Here is a 17978-nt window from a genome sequence, read left to right as displayed (position 1 = left end):
GCGGCTCCCGGAGACCTAACCTGAAGGTATGGACGGGACTGGAGACCCACCTGAGGGGGCGCCCGAGGGTGCTCCCGGAGGTGGGGAGGACGAGTACCGATCCGTCGTCTTCGACGAGTCGTTCGTCCGTGCTGCCCGCCTCCAGGAGTTCTCCGCCCGGGAGCGGGTCGACGACCACGCCCCGGCCGTACGCCGCCGGCCCCCGCTGCACCGCGGACTGTCCCGGCAGGCCCTGATCCTCGTCCTGCTCATCGCGATCGCCTTCGGCACCGCGATCTACATGGGTGTACGCCATCCGTACCAGAACCCCGTCGCCCAGCCGCCCGAGCCGCTGCGGATGACCGTGATCCCGCTCGCCCCGCAGAGCGCGGTGCCGGGCGCCGCCAGCGCCGACGACCTGTACGCGCACAGTCCCGCGGCGCAGTTCCGCATCGGCGCCGACGGCTTCACGATGCCCGCCTCCCGGCGCACCGCCCACTTCTCCGACAGCCAGGTCGTCGCCGCCCTCACCACGGCCAAGGACTACCTGGTCAGGTCCTCCCTCGACCCCGACGTGCTCACCGGCGGGGTCACCCGGCCGGTGCGGATCCTGCTCGACCCGCAGCAGCTCGACCAGTTCGACCAGAGCTTCGACCATCCGACGGCGGACGGACGGCACGCACCCACCGGCTGGCTGGTCCGCTTCGACCCGTCCCGCGAGCGGCTCGCCGACAGCAGGATCCGCGTGCAGGGCACCCTCCAGGCCGCCGAGTTCGACTCGAACACCCTGGAGGTCATCGCCGACCACACCCTCGTCTACGCCCTGCGGCCCACGGACTCCGACGCCAAGGCGGAGGTGTCGCTGTTCACCGTGCGGCGCGAGCTGCACTTCCGCTTCGACCGCGACGACCTGCGGATGCACCAGGCCGAGCTGGTCGTCTCCTACGTCCAGGCCGGCCCGCTCGCCTGCGCCGAGGACTCGACCAGCCGGCTGCGCCCGCTGCTCGCCGGCCAGACGGCGAAGGCGGGCGGCCCCGCCGGCACCGACCCGTACGCCACGGGCAGCGCCACGGCGCTCTGCGGCTCACTGTCCACCAGCGCCCAGCCGAAGGTCTGATCTTCCCTGGGCCACCCGGCTTCGCAGGCCGGCTGCGGGTTCGGGACGATGGCGCGCCTCCGCCCGTAAGGGCTCGCGGGAGGCCGACCCCGGTCGGGAGGGCATGGTGGGTCCGTCCCCGGCCACGCGTTCGGGCGGCGGCCTGATTCCGCCCGCAAGGGCTGGACCGGAGACCGATCCCGGCCCCGGCCTCCCGGCGGGGGTAGGGGCGGAGGTCCCGCTCGTGAGCGCCCTGAGGGGGTCGGCCCCGGCTGGCACGGACGGTCCGGATCCGACCCGTACCTGCGTGCCGTATCTGCGCGGGCGCCCAGCCGGGGGCATGACGCACGCCCCGGCACAGGCGGGGCTGACGCACGGTCCCGCCTGTGCGGACGGACGGACGGGGCCGTGGCGCTGGGCTCAGGGGGTCGGGTCGGGGTCCCCGCCCCGGGGCGGGCCGTCCTGCGGCGGGGTGGGGTCCTTCGGGGCGCCGCCCGAGGCGAAGCCGCCGAAGCCGCGCCGCACCCGGCCGCCCAGATCTCCCGCACCGCCCGCGAGGTCGCTGACCAGCTTCATCAGCGGGTCCTTGGAGTTCTTCACATCGCTGGCGTAGCTGGCCGCCGACTGCCGGAAGGAGTCCGACACCGAGGTGTCCTTGTCCTCGGTGCGCCGCGCGTAGTGGCCGTCCATGATCCGCTGGTAGTCGCGGGACTCCGCCCACTTCTTCAGCTCGGCCGCGCGCACCGTGGTGAACGGGTGGGACCGGGGCAGGGCGTTCAGGATCTTGAGCACGGAGTCGCGCAGGTCGCCGCCCGCCTCGTACTCCTCGGCCTGTGCGAGGAACGCGTCCACGTTCATCTCGTGCAGGTGGTTGCCGCCCGCGATCTTCATGAGGCCGCGCATCGACGCCCGCAGGTCCTGGCCGACGAGGAGTCCGGCGCGGTCGGCCGAGAGCTCCGACTTGCGGAACCACTCGCGCAGCGCGGTGACGATCGCCATGATCGCGAGATTCCCGAGCGGGATCCAGGCGACCCGGAGCGCCAGGCTGGTCAGGAACAGCAATATCGTGCGGTACACGGAGTGGCCGGACAGCGCGTGGCCCACCTCGTGGCCGACGACCGCCCGCATCTCCTCCTCGTCCAGCAGCTCCACCAGGCCGGTGGTGACGACGATGATCGGCTCGTCGAGGCCGATGCACATCGCGTTCGGCTGCGGGTCCTGGGTGACGTACATCGGCGGGACCTTCGCCAGGTCCAGGATGTAGCAGGCGTCCCGCAGCATGTCGTTCAGGTGCGCGAACTGCGCGTCCGAGACCCGTACCGAGTCGGACAGGAACAGCAGCCGCAGACTGCGCTCGGGGAGCAGCCCGCTGAGCGCCTTGAAGACCGTGTCGAAGCCGCTGAGCCGGCGCAGCGCCACCAGCGCCGAACGGTCTGCCGGGTGCTCGTACGCCCGGGAGGAGATCTCCGGGAAACGCCTGCGCGACCTGCTCGGCACGCTCTCGTGCCCGTTCCGCTCGTGGCTGTCGTCGGACATGTGGTCCCCCATGCGTCTGATTGCCCTGTGTGCCCCCGAAGCGGTGCCCAGCCTAGGCGGAGATACGGTGGCAGGGCAGCACACCGTGAGGAGCAAGCCATGGAGCACATCCCCGCAGCCGACTGGCTCACCGAGGCCGCGAGCGCGGCGGACCAGCAGGGACCGGGCAATCTGCTGCGGGTCGTGCTGATCGTCTGCGTGGTCGGGATCGTCCTGCTGGCCTGGTTCCTGCTCCGCGGATACAAGCGGGACGACGACTGACCCCGGCGGGCGGCCACCCGGACCCGTGCGCGCGACCGGGCCTCCCCAACGGCGGAGTCGGGGTGATGGGGGCCGGAGCCCCCGCATACGATGGCCCGGACGTCTTTATCCCGCCCACACCGGATAGGTCCTGCCGAAGATGAGCTTCCACAGCACCGCTGCCCAGTTGGTCACCCTTGCCGCAGAGGGCGAGGAGCACGGCGGCAACCACGAGAGCCTCAGCCCGTACCTGACCGGTGGCGGCGCCTTCGTCGTCCTGCTTCTCCTGCTGTGGATCACCACCCGCTTCAACCGGGACCGCTGAGTCCCCCGCGGGCTTCCGGGCCGGGGCCGGGGGGCCTGTCGGCCGAAGCCCGTCGGCCGGGCCGGTAGGGTCTGCACGCATGGGAGAGCAGGACATGCCTACCGGTCCGGCGGATGACACGGTGAGCGGCACCGCACACCGCGCGGCCGGCCGCCTGGTGCCGGGCACGGACAACGGCCCGTCGAGTCCGGGCAAGCGCCGCCTCGGCGTCATGGGCGGGACGTTCGACCCGATCCACCACGGACACCTCGTGGCGGCCAGCGAGGTCGCCGCTCAGTTCCACCTCGACGAGGTGGTGTTCGTGCCGACCGGGCAGCCGTGGCAGAAGACCGCGCGCAAGGTCGCACCGGCCGAGGACCGCTATCTGATGACGGTCATCGCGACCGCCGAGAACCCCCAGTTCTCGGTGAGCCGCATCGACATCGACCGCGGCGGCCCGACCTACACCACCGACACCCTGCGCGACCTGCGGGCGCTGAACCCCGACACCGATCTGTTCTTCATCACGGGCGCCGACGCGCTCGGCCAGATCCTGACCTGGCGGTACACGGAGGAACTGTTCTCCCTCGCGCACTTCATCGGCGTCACCCGGCCCGGCCACACGCTGACCGACCCGGGTCTTCCGGAGGGCGGTGTCTCGCTCGTCGAGGTCCCCGCGCTCGCCATCTCGTCCACGGACTGCCGTGCCCGGGTCGCCAAGGGCGACCCCGTCTGGTACCTGGTGCCGGATGGTGTGGTGCGCTATATCGACAAGCGCGAGCTGTACCGCGGCGAGTGAGCCGAGAGGGGCACCGGTGAACGACCGATACGACGGATACGCGGGCGGCGACCAGTACGAACTCGTCGGCTACGACGAGTTCGGGCAGCCTGTGTACCGGCAGGTCCCGCAGCAGCAGGGCTACGACCCCTACGCGCAGCAGCAACAGCAACAGCAGGGGTACGGCTACGACCCCTACGCGAGCGGCCAGGAGCCGCCCGCCCCCTCGTACGACACCGGCTCCCAGCAGCCGGTGAGCCCCTACGACACGGGCACGCAGCAGCCGGTCCCGCCGTACGACCCGGGGAGCGGCTACGACACGGGCACACAGCAGCCCGTCCAGCCCTACGACACCGGCACGCAGCAGCCGGTGACCTCCTACGACGCGTACGACTCCTACGGAGCCTCGTCCACGGGGACCGCGTACGACGCCTATGGACACAGCCAAGGCCAGGGCCAGGGCACCGGGCGGCAGCCGCGTGTCGTCGAGCAGACCGCGTACATCCCGCAGCAGTCGAGGTCCGCCGAGGAGAACGAACCGCGGGCCGACCGCGACTACCGCACCGAGCAGTTCGCCTTCGTCGAGGACCCGGACGGGGACTCCGAAGACGTCATCGACTGGCTGAAGTTCACCGAGAACCGCACCGAGCGACGCGAGGAGGCCAAGCGGCGGGCCCGCAGCCGCGTCGTCACGCTGGTCGTGGTCCTCGCGCTGGTCGCCGTCGGCGGCGTCGGCTACCTCTGGTACGCGAACAAGCTGCCGGGCACGATCTCGGACGGCGGTACCGGCACCACCACGGCCGCCGGCGCGCAGAACCGCGACGTGATCGTCGTCCACCTGCACAACACCAAGAAGGGCGGCACCTCCACGGCGCTGCTCGTCGACAACACCACCACGAAGCAGGGCGCGACCGTCCTGCTGCCCAACTCCCTCGCCCTGACGGACGACGACGGCACCACGACCACCCTCGCCAAGTCCGTGGACGACGACGGCTCGTCGGGTACGCGCGACGCGATCGACACGGTCCTGGGCACCGACATCGAGGGCACCTGGCGCCTGGACACCCCCTACCTGAACAACCTCGTCGAACTCGTCGGCAACATCGACATCGACACCGACGCGGACGTGCCGGACCCCGACGCCAAGTCGGCCAAGAAGGGCGCCGCACCCCTCGTGCACAAGGGCGAGGACCAGACCCTCAGCGGCAAGATGGCCGTCGCCTACGCCACCTACCGCGCCCCCGGCGAGGCCCCGAACGCGCAGCTGGAGCGGTTCGGCCAGGTGATGCAGGGCGTGCTGCGGAAGCTGACCTCGGACCCGCAGGCCGCCACGACCACCGTGCAGACGCTCGCCCAGATCCTCGACCCCTCGCTGAACGACAAGGACCTCGGCACCTTCCTCGCCAAGCTCGCCGAACACGCCAAGGGCGGCGACTTCAGGACCTCGATGCTCCCGGTGCAGTCCGACGGCACCCTCACGGCGAAGACGAGCGACAGCGTCGTGAAGAACGTCCTCGGCGGGTCCGCCCGGAGCCCTCAGCAGGGCGACGCCGTCCGCGTCGGCATCACCAACGCCACCGGCACCAAGGAAGGCACCGAGAAGGCCCGCGTGGTCCTCATCAACGGCGGCTACACCTTCGTGGACGGCGGCACCGCCGAAGCCACCGAGAGCGTGTCCCGGATCACCTACGCCGACGCGAAGAGCAAGGACGACGCGGTCGAGGTCGCCAAGACCCTCGGCCTGCCCACCGGCTCGGTGAAGAAGGGCAAGGTCACGTCCAACGCGGACGTGTCGGTCGTGCTGGGGCAGAACTACCGCACCTCTTCGTGACGGGGAGCACGTCCCGGCAGGTCCGGGGCGTGATCCCGCCATCACGTGGGGTGCCGTCGGCGGGCCGTGAGACCCTTGAGGAGACCCGTGAGGGTTCCTGACCGCCGACGGGCTGCGACATGCGGGGGCGACCCCGCACCCAGCCGACCCCTGTTCCCGACCGAAAGCTTCGTAGTGACCGCCACTGACCGTTCGATCGAGCTCATCACCACCGCCTCCCAGGCGGCCGCCGACAAGCTCGCGCACGACATCATCGCCTACGACGTCAGCGACGTGCTGTCGATCACGGACGCCTTCCTGCTGGCCTCCGCACCCAACGACCGCCAGGTCAAGTCGATCGTCGACGAGATCGAGGAGCGGCTGAACAAGGAGCTCGGCGCCAAGCCGGTCCGCCGCGAAGGCGACCGCGAGGCCCGCTGGGTGCTCCTCGACTACGTCGACATCGTCGTCCACGTCCAGCACAGCGAGGAGCGCGTCTTCTACGCGCTGGAGCGCCTCTGGAAGGACTGCCCCGAGCTGGAGCTGCCCGCCGACGCCAAGGCCACCCGCGGCAAGGCCGAGGAGCACGCCAAGCTGCAGGCCGAGGAGGACTCCGCCGACTTCGGGGAGCTGCGGTGAGCGGCCCCGCCGGAACCGCCGAGCGCAAGAAGGGCCGGGGCCGCCGCGTCATCCTGTGGCGGCACGGCCAGACCTCCTGGAACGTGGAGCGCCGCTTCCAGGGCACCACGGACGTCGAGCTCACCGAGACCGGCATCGGCCAGGCACGCCGCGCCGCCCGGCTGCTGGCCTCGCTGCGCCCGGACGCCATCGTCGCCTCGGACCTCAGGCGCGCCGCCGACACGGCCGCCGAACTCGCCGCGCTCACCGGCCTGGAGGTCACGCACGACGAGGGTCTGCGCGAGACCTACGCCGGCGTCTGGCAGGGACTGACGCACACCGAGATCATCGCCCGGCACGGCGAGGAGTACGCCGCCTGGAAGCGCGGTGAGCCGGTCCGCCGTGGTGGCGGGGAGCTGGAGACCGAGGTCGCCGACCGGGCCGCCCCGGTCGTGCTCCGGCACGCCGACAAGCTTCCCGAGGACGGCACCCTCGTGGTGGTGAGCCACGGGGGCACCATCCGCACGACCATCGGCCGCCTCCTCGGTCTCGAATCGCGGCACTGGGAGAGCCTCGGCGGGCTCTCCAACTGCTGCTGGTCCGTCCTCGGACAGGGCGCGCGCGGCTGGCGCCTGCTCGAGCACAACGCGGGCACGCTGCCCGAACCCGTGCTCGGCGACGACGACTGAGCACCCCTTTCCGCACCCGCTCGAGGGGTCGGGACCCGGATTTCACTTTCCGGCAGGTCACCGGTTAAAGTTCTTCTTGTTCGCCCGCCGAGCGGGAAGAACGCAAGGGGCTATAGCTCAGTTGGTAGAGCGCCTGCATGGCATGCAGGAGGTCAGGAGTTCAATTCTCCTTAGCTCCACAGATCGACTCTCTGTTGAGTTGTCAAAGATCGGTGATGAAGATCCCGTTCCCGTGAGGGGACGGGATTTTTCGTGTCCCCGCCGGTCCCGGGCGGGTGCGTCAGGCGTCGGCCCCCACCGGCCCGGCGTCCATCGCGTCGGCCGGTGGCCAGAGCCGCTCCCGCCACTCCCGCAGCAGCGCCACCCCCTCGCGCGCCGACGCGTCCTCCGGCGTGTACGCCACGATCCGGCACTCCGGCATGCCGTCGACGGACAGCGACAGCGAGGTCATGCGCAGCTCACCCACCACCGGGTGCCGGAACGTCTTCACGCGGGGTCCCGGCGGTATGACCTCGCCACCGGCCCACAGCTCCACGAAGTAGGGGCTCGCGTCGGACAGCCGGCGGATGAAGTCCTCCCAGGCGGGCTCGCCGACGTGTCTTCCGTACGCCGCGCGCAGGGTGGCCACCATCACCGGCAGCTCACGGTCCGGGTGCACCAGGGGACAGGACTCGTCGGAGACCGTGAACAGCGTCCACAGCACGTTCGGTACGCCGATCTGCGCGCTCGTCGGCACCATGAACAGGTCCCGGTAGGCCGGGTTCGTGGCGAGCACGTCGTACCGCGAGGTGTAGACGACCGCCGGATGCGGGTCGAGGGCGTCGATGATGTCCTGCACGTCCGGCCCGACGGTCTGCGCGAGGCTCTCCGGACCGGACTCGTAGGGCACCTCCGCCAGGTGGTACAGGTGCTCCCGCTCGGCCCGGTCCAGTCGCAGCGTGCGCGACACCGCGTCCAGGACCTGCGGGGACGCGTTGATCGGCCGTCCCTGCTCCAGCCAGGTGTACCAGGTGACGCCCACGCCCGAGAGCTGGGCGACCTCCTCGCGGCGCAACCCCGGCGTGCGGCGCCGGAAGCCCGGTGGCATCCCCACGTCGGCCGGTGTCACACGGGCCCGCCGGCTGCGCAGAAAGGCGGCCAGCTCCGGCCGGCGCCGCTGTGTCGTGACCATCGTCATCACATCCCCCCGCTCCATCGTCGGTGCCGGAGCCCTCGGCTGCCAGGTGCTGTCAGTACCAGCATCGGCGGGCTCTCGTCACCCGGATCCGCTCCTCGCCAGGCTCGGCGCATGACGACCACAAGCCCGGCAGGGCCCGCCCCGCAAGCGGGTCCGAGTCCTGCGACCAGTAAAAGCCCAGGCACTGACAACGGCTCCGGACGGCTGCTCGCCGTCGTGCTCGCCACCCAGTTCATGGCACTGCTCGACGTCTTCATCGTGAACGTCGCCGTGCCCACGATCGGTTCCGATCTCCACGCGTCCGGCGCCGGCCTGCAGCTGGTGGTCGCCGGCTACTCCGTCGCGTACGCCGTCCTGCTGATCACCGGCGCGCGCCTCGGCGACCGGCTCGGTCACCGCCGCGTCTGGCTCACCGGACTCGCCGTCTTCACCGTCGCCTCGCTGGCCTGCGGACTCGCCCAGGGCACCGGCGAGTTGATCGCCTTCCGGGTGGTGCAGGGCGCCGGATCCGCCGTGATGATCCCGCAGGTGCTCAGCCTGATCCAGCGCCACTTCGCCGGCGAGGGCCGGGCGCGGGCGCTCGGTGCCTACTCCGCGGTCCTCGCGACCGGCGCCGCGGCGGGCCAGGTGCTCGGCGGGGTTCTCGTCAGCGCCGATCTGTTCGGCACCGGCTGGCGGCCGGTGTTCCTCGTGAACGTGCCGGTGGGCGTCGTCCTCCTCGCCGTCGGAAGCCGGGTGCTGCCGCGCGACGACACCCGGGCGCTGGAGCGTACGCGCGGCCTCGACCTGCCCGGGTTGGTGCTGCTGGGCGCCGCCGTCTCCCTGCTCACGGTGCCGCTCGTGCTCGGTCAGGAGGAGGGCTGGCCGCTGTGGTCCTGGCTGTCGCTCGCCGGGGCCGCCGTCCTCTTCGGTCTCTTCTGCGCCTACGAGTCCCGGCTCGCCCGCCGCGGCGGGGCCCCGCTGATCGCGCCGCGGGTGCTGCGCCATCCCGGCATGGGTCTCGCGGTGTTCCGGATCACCGCCGTGATGGCCGTCAACGGCGGGTTCCTGTTCGTCCTCACCCTCCACATCCAGGGTGGCCTCGGCTACAGCGCCCTGCGCGCGGGGCTGACCTTCGCGCCGACCGCCGTGGTCTTCGGCCTGGTCGGCCTGACCTGGCGAAGCTGGCCCGCGAGGTGGCAACGGGCCCTCGTCCCGGCCGGGTTCGCGCTCGCCGGGGCCGGCGTGGCGGGCGTAGGGTGGGCGCTGCGGGACGGCGGTGACGGCGGCCTGTGGCTGTACGCGGCGTTCACCGGCGTGGGCATGGGCCTGGCGCTCGGCTTCAGTCCGACGCTCACCGGGGCCCTGGCGACGGTGCGGGCCGAGGACGCGGCGGACGCCGGCGGACTGCTCGCGACGGTCACGCAGCTCGGTCAGCTGATCGGTGTCGCGGGCTTCGGCGCACTCTTCCTGGATCGGCTTGAGTCACTTGGGGCTCCCGGGGCGTATACCTCAGCGGACGGGCTTCTGGCGTGCACGTACGCCCTGGCGGCCACGGCCGCGCTGGGTGCCGTGGCCGGACTGGTACGCGGGCGTCGCTGACCGTATCGGCCCGGCCGTGGCAGAATCAGACGGCCGGAAGGGGGCGCGGCCCGACGGGAGGGAGTAGCGATGCCTGCGAGCATCCTCGAGGAGACCGACCGGCTCCTCGAAGCGTCGACGACCCGGAAGACAGCCACCCTCCTCGACTGCCCGTCCTGCGGTTCCGTCCATGTCGCCCAGGTCCTCGGGGACAACGGCGGGATCTCCTACGTGTGCACGGCCTGCGGCCACAGCTGGAGCTGATCGATGGGTGCACACAGGCGGAAGTGCGATTGGTGCGGCAGCGGCACGCCGATCGTCCGCGACATGGAGCCGCTCAACCACGACTACCAGTACTGGTGCGAGGAGTGCGCGCGGGCGCTGATCATAAAAGGCGACCCGATCGAGACGTACCGGGAGCTGGAGGGCGAGCCGATCTACGGACGGCTGCTCGACGAGCACTGCACACTGAAGCGGTTCTACTCGTTCGCGACGGCCTGAGCGCATCGAAGCGCCCGGACCGTCCCGTCCGGGCCACGGCAAGGGCGAGGACGGCGAGAGCGGTCACCCCGTAGAGGGCCGACAGCGTCAACTCGGCGCCTCCCTGACGCAGTTCGGGCCGGCCGGGGCCGTGCGGCACCCACCACAGCGCGTACGAGCAGAAGACCAGCGCCGAACACCCCGCCGAGGCCCGGTGTCCGGTGGCCAGGACCAGGGCGAACGGCACGCACCACACCCAGTGGTGCGACCAGGAGACCGGACTGACCAGCAGTGCCGTGGCCGCGCAGGCCACCGTCGCCCAGGCCCGGCTGCCGCGCAGCTCGGCGGCGACCGACACGGCGAGGCCCACGGCGCCCGCCGCCACCGCGGCGGCCACCCACCACAGCCCCGGGTCGGGGGTGTGCAGCAGCCGGGCCAGGATCCCGCGCAGCGACTGGTTCGCGGTGTCCTCCGCCCGTCCGACCCGTCCCGCGTCGAACACCACCCGGGTCCAGAACCGCCAGGAGTCCTCCGGCAGGACGGCCGCCGCCGACAGCGTGGCACCGGCGAAGGCGGCGGCCGCCCGCCGCGCGTGCCGCGTCCACGGCTCCGCAGAACCCCCACGCGCGCGTGCCACCACTCCGGTGACCAGCAGGAAGAGTGCGAACAGAGCGGGCGTCAGCTTGATCGCGGCGGCGAGTCCGATGCCGAGACCGGCCCACCGGTGGCCGGGTCTGCGGGTCAGGTCCCACAGCACCAGCACGGCGATCAGCAGGTTGACCTGCCCGTACCGCAGCGTCGTCCACACCGGCTCGCACCACACGGCGACGGCCGCCAGCCACCAGACGCCCTCCACGCGCGCGTGCCCCGCCAGCCGCAGCGAGAGACCGGCGAACGCCACCAGGAGGAGGAGGTTTCCGGCCGTCGCCAGGGTGCGCGCGGCATCCGTGCCCGGCAGGGTCAGCGGGACGAACAGCAGGGCCCCGAAGGGCGGGTACGTGCCGGGCAGGCGGGCCTCGGTCGTGCGCAGCGCGTACAGGTCGCCGCCGTCGAGGACCGTCGCGCCCTCCGCGCGGTAGACCATCAGGTCGATCATCGACACGTGCGCGGCCCGCTGGGCCGCCCAGAACACCGCGAAGGACAGCAGGCACGTCCCCAGGGCGAGGCGCGCGCGGCGGTCACGGGGCAGGGCGATCAGAGTCACGAAGGCCGACACTATCCGCCGTATCCGTACAGAACGGAAACGATTTGGTGGTGCACCCGGGAGACCGTGTAATGTTGGCGTCGCCGCCGGGGAAACCGGGCGGAACACCGCAAGGGGCTATAGCTCAGTTGGTAGAGCGCCTGCATGGCATGCAGGAGGTCAGGAGTTCAATTCTCCTTAGCTCCACAGCAGTTGAAGGCGGGCCACTCGATTCGAGTGGCCCGCCTTCTTCGCGTTCAGCGTCCGCTGCCCAGTGCCCGCCGCCCGCGGCCCTGGGAGAGGACGGGCAGGTTGTTGCGGGCCGGGGCGGAGGACCTGGTGTCCTCCTCGATGCGCAGCGCGAGTGCCGGGCAGCGCCGGACCGCGCGCAGGGCCTTGGCCTCCGCGTACCGGGGCACCTGCGCCTGCGCGACGGTCGGGAAGCCGTCGGCGCCCAGCTCGAAGACCTCGGGCAGGATGTCCGCGCACAGGCCGTGCCCGCGGCACAGGGTCCAGTCGACGAAGATCTTCTGGCGGCTGGGACCGGCCTCCAGCTGCCCCTGGCCGCCCGGGATGCCGGTGGGGGTCTGGCCGCCCTCGAAGAGCGGCAGGACGCCCTCCACGGGCCTTCCGCAGCCGTTGCCGAGGACGTGGGCGGCGAGGTCGTCGGTGAAGGCCTTGATCGTGGACTCGATGAACATCGCCGAGCCGTCCGGGTGCGAGCACGCACCGCGCCGCTTCACGGCCTTGGCGACCTGCTTGACGGCCTCCAGCGCGGCCGGGCCGCCGCCGTTGAGTATGTCCTCCAGGCCGCGCGCGGCGGCGGGCAGGCCGAGGTAGCAGGGGCCGCACTGCCCCGCGCTCTCCTCGGCGAGCCACTGCGCCACGCGCAGCGATTCGCCGAGCGGGCAGGTCGCCTGGCTGATCGGGAGGATCGCGCCGGCGCCGAGGGAACCGCCCACGGCGTCCAGGGAGTTGCGCGAGACGATCGCCCCGTCGAGTGCCGCCGCGTCCAGCCACTTGCCGTGGTAGCCGCCGGTCAGCACGCCCTGCGGCATGGGCGGGGCGCCGGCCAGCTGGAGCACGTACCGCAGGGGCACTCCGGTGGGCACCTCGATCACCATGGGGCGCGCGACGGCGCCCGAGACGGTGAGCATGACGGTGCCGGGCTCGTCGTACAGGCCGGTGTTGCGGTAGCGGTCGGGGCCGATGCGGGCCGCGATGGCCAGCTGGGCGAACGTCTCGGCGTTGGACAGCAGGGTGGGGGCGCCGCCGACCCCGCTCTGCGACGCGCTGATCTTGCGGCCGGGCGGGATCGCCGGGCCGCCGTCGATGGAGCGGATCAGGGAGGCGGCCGCTCCGGTGACCATCCGTACCGGGTTGCGCTGCACGCGCGCGCGGAGGGCCGATCCACGGCGGTTGCTCAGACCGCGTTCGGCCAGGGCTGCCTCCATGGAGGCCTGCGTCGACGCCCGGGTCACACCGATGACCAGGGTGCGGGCGCCCATCGCCTCGGCGGCCAGGAGGGCGCCGTCCAGGATGAGGTGCGGGGCGCGGTTGATGAGCACCGTGTCCTTGCGGCAGGCGGGTTCGTCCTCGCTGCCGTTGACGACCACGACGGGCCGGATGCCTTTCTTGATGGCCGACTCCGCGACCGAACGCAGTTTCTTGGCGAAGGGGAAACCCGCGCCGCCGCGGCCCTTCAGGGAGATCGCTTCGGCGAGGCCCGCGAGTTGTTCGCCGCCCATCGGTTCGAGCGGTCCGTGCACCTTGAGGTGCATCGGCAGGTCGAGTCGTTCAACCAGGTCGAAGCCCGACGTGAGCTGCGGAAGTCCGACCACGCGGACTTCCGGGACGTCGGGCAGGGCCTCGTTCACTTAAAAGCCTCCGGAAGGGGCGTTCCATGGTTCACCGGAGCCAGGAGCGTCGAAGGCGCCCGGCAGTACGTCAGGCGTGGGACCGCTGTCGTACGTGTCGTTGGTGTTGTACGTGCCGTAGAGGGGGTTCGTCTCACCGGTGTCGTACACATCACTCGCGACGTATCCGTTGTCGCCCGGATTGCCATAGACAGGGATGGTGTATCCCGTGTCGTTGAGCGGGTCGTACGCGGAACGGGGGGCCTCGCCGACGGGCGGCGGGGACGGGATGGGCCAGTCGCCGGAGGTGCTGCCGTCGAAGCGGGGCATGGCCTGCGTGGGCTGCGTGTCCAGGGGGACCTGGATGCGCTCCGTCGGGTCGATCAGCGGGTCGCCGGTGGGCGAACTGCCTCCCACGGCGCGGTAGGCGGCGGCGAAACCGCCGCTCGCGGCCTCGGCGGCCTGGGGCGGAGTGGCGTAGAGCGACTGCGCGGCGGACGGCATGCGCTGCGGCGGCACGAACGTGTCCGGCGGGGACTGCCGGGACCCGCGGGAGGCGAAGCCGGGCAGGGAGCCCGCGGCACGGGGTGCCTCGCGGTCCTCGCGGGGCGTCCGGGCGCCGGGGCCGCCGGCCTCGCCCATGATCAGCAGGATCCGGTCCGCGACCTTGCGCTTGAGGGGTCCGGAGGCCGAGCGCAGGGCCAGCGCGGCCATGACGGCGACCAGGCAGAGGCTGTAGAGCACCGTGACGTAGGTCTTCGCGGGGCGTCCCGCGTACAGGCCGTGCACCAGGGCCGAGCACCAGGCGGGGTAGGCCAGCATGTGCACGGCGCGCCAGCGCGCGGCGATCGGCGCGGGGGAGGCGAACGCGCTGCGCAGCGCGCCGGTGACGGCGGTGAAGATCATCAGCAGGCCGGCCAGGGAGCCGAAGCCGATGAGCCCTGCGGTGCCGGTGACGCCGAGGCCGAAGGGGACGACGGCGGCGATCAGCGTGGTGTGGTCCAGCGCCAGCTTGACCGTGACGTGCAGCAGGAGGAAGGCGACCGAGGAGACGGCGGTCGTCCGGTGCACGGCCTGGGCGATCAGGCGCTGTCGCGTGTTGAGGAACAGGCGGTCGGTCGCGACCAGTCCCCACACCACGGAGCAGGTGAGGGCGACCAGTGACAGCACGCCGGCACCGAAGTTGAGGAAGTCCCTGACTCCGTCACCTCCGAGCAGGACGATCAGGGGTATGAGAAGCAGAGCGGCAGCCGATGCCGCCCCATAGACCGACCGGCCCGGTTGGGGGAGCGAGCTGTTGTTGCGACGAGGGTTCATGGGGGTACTCCCAAGGAGTTTCGGGGAAGCGGTCCCGAAGCGGCACTCTAAGTCGAGCCATACCTATGGATACGGGGTTTCAGTTATTGCGTCGTTATCCAAGGGCCGCGAGAGGCTTGTGTTGTCCCTTAGCGGCCGTTACGCGAAGTAATCTTTGAACTTTGTTCAGCTTTTTCGGTCTTCGTGGGGGTGGCACGGCGTGCCCTGAGGTGGCCGGAAGGCCGTCGCGACGCGCGTCGGGCCTGGGGTACCCTGGCGCCATGCGTGCCGTACGCCTTCTGCTTAGCGAGCCGCGCTGATCAGTCCCGGCCACTGAAGAATCGTGGTCGGCATCGGCGCGGCGTCCCCTCCTGTGCGAGGGGCTTTTTCATTTCCCCAGCGCTGGCAGAGACGACCGATGGAGCTTTGAGATCATGAGCGAGACGAACGCCTCCCCCGCCGCCGAAGGCGCGGGCGGTGCCCCCGCCGCCTCCGAGGTGGCCGCGCCGCACCGCTACACGGCCGCCATGGCCGCGGACATCGAGGCACGCTGGCAGGACTTCTGGGACGCGGAGGGCACCTACGCGGCGCCGAACCCGACCGGTGACCTGGCCGGCGACCCCGCTCTGGTCGCCAGGCCCAAGAAGTTCATCATGGACATGTTCCCGTACCCCTCGGGTGCGGGACTGCACGTCGGGCACCCCCTGGGGTACATCGCCACCGACGTGTTCGCCCGGTTCCAGCGGATGACCGGCCACAACGTCCTGCACACCCTGGGCTTCGACGCCTTCGGCCTGCCCGCCGAGCAGTACGCGGTGCAGACCGGCACGCACCCGCGTGTCTCCACCGAGGCCAACATCGAGAACATGAAGGTCCAGCTGCGCAGGCTGGGCCTGGGCCACGACAAGCGCCGGTCGTTCGCGACGATCGACCCGGAGTACTACAAGTGGACCCAGTGGATCTTCCTGCAGATCTTCAACTCCTGGTACGACCAGGAGGCCGGCAGGGCCCGCCCGATCTCCGAACTGGTCGCGCAGTTCGAGTCCGGTGAGCGCGCCGTCCCCGCCGCCGACGGCTCCACGCGCGCGTGGAGCGAGCTGACCGCAGCGGAGCGCGCCGACCTGCTGGGCGAGTACCGCCTGGCGTACGCCTCCGACGCGCCCGTCAACTGGTGCCCCGGCCTGGGCACCGTGCTGGCCAACGAGGAGGTCACCGCGGACGGCCGCTCCGAGCGCGGCAACTTCCCCGTCTTCAAGGCCAAGCTGCGCCAGTGGAACATGCGCATCACCGCCTACGCCGACCGGCTGCTGGACGACCTGGACGCGCTGGACTGGCCCGAGGCCATCAAGCTGCAGCAGCGCAACTGGATCGGCCGCTCCGAGGGCGCCCGGGTCGACTTCCCCGTCGACGGCCAGGCGATCACGGTCTTCACGACCCGCCAGGACACCCTGTTCGGCGCCACCTACATGGTGCTGGCCCCCGAACACCCCCTGGTCGACACCTTCGTGCCCGACGCATGGCCCGAGGGCACCCACGACGTGTGGACGGGCGGCCACGCCACCCCCGCCGAGGCCGTCGCCGCCTACCGCGCGCAGGCCGCCTCCAAGTCCGACGTCGAGCGGCAGGCCGAGGCCAAGGACAAGACCGGCGTCTTCACCGGCGTGTACGCGACCAACCCGGTCAGCGGCGAGCGCATCCCGGTCTTCATCGCCGACTACGTCCTGATGGGCTACGGCACTGGCGCGATCATGGCCGTCCCCGCGCACGACAGCCGCGACTTCGCGTTCGCGCGCGCCTTCGAGCTGCCGATGCGCTGCGTCGTCGAGCCCTCGGACGACCGGGGCACCGACCCCTCGACGTGGGACGACGCCTTCGCCTCGTACGACGCGAAGATCGTCAACTCCACGGGTGAGGACATCACCCTGGACGGCCTGGGCGTCACCGAGGCCAAGGCGCGCATCACCGAGTGGCTGTCCGGCAAGGGCATCGGCGAGGGCACCGTCAACTTCCGGCTGCGCGACTGGCTGTTCAGCCGCCAGCGCTACTGGGGCGAGCCCTTCCCGATCGTCTACGACGAGGACGGCATCGCCCACCCGCTGCCCGAGTCCATGCTGCCGCTGGAGCTGCCCGAGGTCGAGGACTACTCGCCGCGCACCTTCGACCCGGACGACGCGGACACCTCCCCGGAGACCCCGCTGTCCCGCAACGAGGACTGGGTCAACGTCACCCTGGACCTGGGCGACGGGCCGAAGAAGTACCGCCGCGAGACCAACACCATGCCCAACTGGGCCGGTTCCTGCTGGTACGAGCTGCGCTACCTGGACCCGCACAACGACCGGAAGCTGGTCGACCCCGAGATCGAGCGGTACTGGATGGGCCCTCGCGAGGGTCAGCCGCACGGCGGAGTCGACCTGTACGTGGGCGGCGCCGAGCACGCCGTGCTGCACCTGCTGTACGCGCGCTTCTGGTCGAAGGTCCTGTACGACCTGGGCCACATCTCCTCCGCCGAGCCGTTCCACAAGCTGTTCAACCAGGGCATGATCCAGGCGTACGTCTACCGCGACGCGCGCGGGATCGCCGTACCCGCCGCCGAGGTGGAGGAGCGCGACGGCGCGTTCTACTTCGAGGGCGAGAAGGTCTCCCGGCTGCTGGGCAAGATGGGCAAGTCCCTGAAGAACGCGGTGACCCCGGACGAGATCTGCGCCGAGTACGGGGCGGACACCCTGCGCCTGTACGAGATGGCGATGGGCCCCCTGGACGTGTCGCGGCCGTGGGACACGCGCGCGGTGGTGGGACAGTTCCGGCTGCTGCAGCGGCTGTGGCGCAACGTCGTCGACGAGACCACGGGCGAGGTCACGGTCGTCGACACCGAGCCGGACGAGGCCACGCTGCGTGCCCTGCACAAGGCGATCGACGGCGTCCGCCAGGACCTGGAGGGCCTGCGCTTCAACACCGCCATCGCCAAGGTCACCGAGCTGAACAACCACCTGACCAAGGCGGGCGGCCCGCTGGCGCGCACGGTCGCCGAGTCCCTGGTGCTGCTGGTCGCCCCGCTGGCCCCGCACATCGCCGAGGAACTGTGGCGCAAGCTGGGCCGCACCGGCTCGGTCGTCCACCAGGACTTCCCGGTCGCCGACCCCGCCTACGTGGTCGACGAGGCCGTGACCTGCGTCGTGCAGATCAAGGGCAAGGTCAAGGCGCGCCTGGAGGTCTCCCCGGCGATCTCCGACGAGGAGCTGGAGAAGGTCGCGCTGGCCGACGAGCGGGTCGTCGCCGCCCTGGACGGCGCCGGTATCCGCAAGGTCATCGTGCGGGCGCCGAAGCTGGTGAACATCGTCCCGGCGTAGTCGAACGACGCCGGCCGGGCACCTTCGTG

General features: G+C 71.4%; 15 protein-coding genes, 2 tRNA genes and 1 pseudogene. 13 read left to right on the top strand and 5 right to left on the bottom strand.

All coding sequences use genetic code 11. The features are described from left to right. The first annotated feature begins 28 nt into the window (after positions 1-28). Positions 29-1096: a hypothetical protein gene (locus tag ACFYQQ_RS06655; RefSeq protein WP_355779272.1), complete on the top strand. Its 1068-nt coding sequence runs from the start codon at positions 29-31 to the stop codon at positions 1094-1096. A gap of 399 nt (positions 1097-1495) precedes the next feature. On the opposite strand, the gene ACFYQQ_RS06650 is transcribed toward ACFYQQ_RS06655, so the two are convergent. Then, on the bottom strand, positions 1496-2611 hold the full coding sequence (locus ACFYQQ_RS06650; RefSeq protein WP_355779269.1) for a M48 family metallopeptidase: 1116 nt from the start codon (positions 2609-2611) through the stop codon (positions 1496-1498). 99 nt (positions 2612-2710) lie between these two features. On the opposite strand from ACFYQQ_RS06650, the gene ACFYQQ_RS06645 reads away from it, so the two are divergent. The 7 genes from ACFYQQ_RS06645 to ACFYQQ_RS06615 all read left to right on the top strand — a co-directional run bounded on the left by ACFYQQ_RS06645 (position 2711) and on the right by ACFYQQ_RS06615 (position 7229). Beyond that, positions 2711-2872 carry a hypothetical protein gene (locus tag ACFYQQ_RS06645; protein ID WP_355779266.1) on the top strand — a complete coding sequence of 54 codons (162 nt, stop codon included), beginning with the start codon at positions 2711-2713 and terminating at the stop codon, positions 2870-2872. A 139-nt stretch (positions 2873-3011) separates the two neighbouring features. Next, positions 3012-3176 (top strand): hypothetical protein, encoded by a 165-nt coding sequence (locus tag ACFYQQ_RS06640; protein ID WP_097263999.1) that lies wholly within the window; start codon positions 3012-3014, stop codon positions 3174-3176. Between the two features lie 79 nt (positions 3177-3255). Beyond that, positions 3256-3954: a nicotinate-nucleotide adenylyltransferase gene (gene nadD, locus ACFYQQ_RS06635; protein WP_355779262.1), complete on the top strand. Its 699-nt coding sequence runs from the start codon at positions 3256-3258 to the stop codon at positions 3952-3954. Between the two features lie 16 nt (positions 3955-3970). Beyond that, positions 3971-5764: a LytR C-terminal domain-containing protein gene (locus ACFYQQ_RS06630; RefSeq protein WP_355779259.1), complete on the top strand. Its 1794-nt coding sequence runs from the start codon at positions 3971-3973 to the stop codon at positions 5762-5764. 174 nt (positions 5765-5938) lie between these two features. After that, complete coding sequence (gene rsfS / locus ACFYQQ_RS06625; protein ID WP_355779256.1) at positions 5939-6382, top strand: ribosome silencing factor; 444 nt, start codon at positions 5939-5941, stop codon at positions 6380-6382. Then, positions 6379-7050, top strand: coding sequence for a histidine phosphatase family protein (locus ACFYQQ_RS06620; protein ID WP_355779253.1), 672 nt, complete (start codon positions 6379-6381; stop codon positions 7048-7050). Before rsfS ends, ACFYQQ_RS06620 begins: the two co-directional genes overlap by 4 nt. A 106-nt stretch (positions 7051-7156) precedes the next feature. Then, a tRNA-Ala gene (locus ACFYQQ_RS06615) sits at positions 7157-7229 on the top strand. A gap of 101 nt (positions 7230-7330) precedes the next feature. Here ACFYQQ_RS06615 and ACFYQQ_RS06610 read toward each other — a convergent pair. Next, a complete protein-coding gene (locus ACFYQQ_RS06610) occupies positions 7331-8227 on the bottom strand; it encodes a helix-turn-helix transcriptional regulator (protein ID WP_388903747.1) in 897 nt (298 codons plus the stop codon). Positions 8228-8443: 216 nt separating this feature from the next. On the opposite strand from ACFYQQ_RS06610, the gene ACFYQQ_RS06605 reads away from it, so the two are divergent. From ACFYQQ_RS06605 to ACFYQQ_RS06595, 3 genes are all read left to right on the top strand, one after another. Beyond that, positions 8444-9808, top strand: coding sequence for an MFS transporter (locus ACFYQQ_RS06605; protein ID WP_355779251.1), 1365 nt, complete (start codon positions 8444-8446; stop codon positions 9806-9808). Between the two features lie 69 nt (positions 9809-9877). Beyond that, complete coding sequence (locus ACFYQQ_RS06600; protein WP_355779248.1) at positions 9878-10051, top strand: hypothetical protein; 174 nt, start codon at positions 9878-9880, stop codon at positions 10049-10051. A gap of 3 nt (positions 10052-10054) precedes the next feature. After that, positions 10055-10288 carry a hypothetical protein gene (locus ACFYQQ_RS06595; RefSeq protein ID WP_121403099.1) on the top strand — a complete coding sequence of 78 codons (234 nt, stop codon included), beginning with the start codon at positions 10055-10057 and terminating at the stop codon, positions 10286-10288. A 13-nt stretch (positions 10289-10301) separates the two neighbouring features. On the opposite strand, the pseudogene ACFYQQ_RS06590 reads toward ACFYQQ_RS06595, so the two are convergent. Continuing rightward, positions 10302-11471: pseudogene (locus ACFYQQ_RS06590) on the bottom strand (glycosyltransferase 87 family protein); the annotation flags it as partial. A 113-nt stretch (positions 11472-11584) separates the two neighbouring features. Here ACFYQQ_RS06590 and ACFYQQ_RS06585 point away from each other — a divergent pair. Then, positions 11585-11657, top strand: a tRNA-Ala gene (locus tag ACFYQQ_RS06585). Between the two features lie 50 nt (positions 11658-11707). Here ACFYQQ_RS06585 and ACFYQQ_RS06580 read toward each other — a convergent pair. Both ACFYQQ_RS06580 and ACFYQQ_RS06575 read right to left on the bottom strand, forming a co-directional pair. Continuing rightward, positions 11708-13327, bottom strand: a complete 1620-nt coding sequence (locus ACFYQQ_RS06580; protein ID WP_356168834.1) for an NADH-ubiquinone oxidoreductase-F iron-sulfur binding region domain-containing protein — start codon at positions 13325-13327, stop codon at positions 11708-11710. Then, complete coding sequence (locus ACFYQQ_RS06575; protein ID WP_355792208.1) at positions 13328-14623, bottom strand: cytochrome b/b6 domain-containing protein; 1296 nt, start codon at positions 14621-14623, stop codon at positions 13328-13330. 413 nt (positions 14624-15036) lie between these two features. Between ACFYQQ_RS06575 and leuS the strand changes: the two genes are divergently transcribed. After that, entirely contained in the window at positions 15037-17949 is a 2913-nt protein-coding gene (gene leuS / locus ACFYQQ_RS06570; protein WP_356168830.1) for a leucine--tRNA ligase, read from the top strand. Positions 17950-17978 lie beyond the last annotated feature (29 nt).

The sequence above is a fragment of the Streptomyces sp. NPDC005496 genome (assembly GCF_042872045.1).
Taxonomy (GTDB): domain Bacteria; phylum Actinomycetota; class Actinomycetes; order Streptomycetales; family Streptomycetaceae; genus Streptomyces.
The sequence above is the reverse complement of the archived record's forward strand: the minus strand, read 5'-3'. Positions and strand labels throughout refer to the sequence as shown.

Coding starts and splice junctions, on each gene's coding strand:
- ACFYQQ_RS06655 (WP_355779272.1), top strand. CDS start 29: ATGGACGGGACTGGAGACCCACCTGAGGGGGCGCCCGAGGGTGCTCCC.
- ACFYQQ_RS06610 (WP_388903747.1), bottom strand. CDS start 8,227: ATGACGATGGTCACGACACAGCGGCGCCGGCCGGAGCTGGCCGCCTTT.
- ACFYQQ_RS06600 (WP_355779248.1), top strand. CDS start 9,878: ATGCCTGCGAGCATCCTCGAGGAGACCGACCGGCTCCTCGAAGCGTCG.
- ACFYQQ_RS06595 (WP_121403099.1), top strand. CDS start 10,055: ATGGGTGCACACAGGCGGAAGTGCGATTGGTGCGGCAGCGGCACGCCG.
- ACFYQQ_RS06650 (WP_355779269.1), bottom strand. CDS start 2,611: ATGTCCGACGACAGCCACGAGCGGAACGGGCACGAGAGCGTGCCGAGC.
- ACFYQQ_RS06575 (WP_355792208.1), bottom strand. CDS start 14,623: ATGAACCCTCGTCGCAACAACAGCTCGCTCCCCCAACCGGGCCGGTCG.
- ACFYQQ_RS06645 (WP_355779266.1), top strand. CDS start 2,711: ATGGAGCACATCCCCGCAGCCGACTGGCTCACCGAGGCCGCGAGCGCG.
- nadD (WP_355779262.1), top strand. CDS start 3,256: ATGGGAGAGCAGGACATGCCTACCGGTCCGGCGGATGACACGGTGAGC.
- ACFYQQ_RS06640 (WP_097263999.1), top strand. CDS start 3,012: ATGAGCTTCCACAGCACCGCTGCCCAGTTGGTCACCCTTGCCGCAGAG.
- leuS (WP_356168830.1), top strand. CDS start 15,037: ATGAGCGAGACGAACGCCTCCCCCGCCGCCGAAGGCGCGGGCGGTGCC.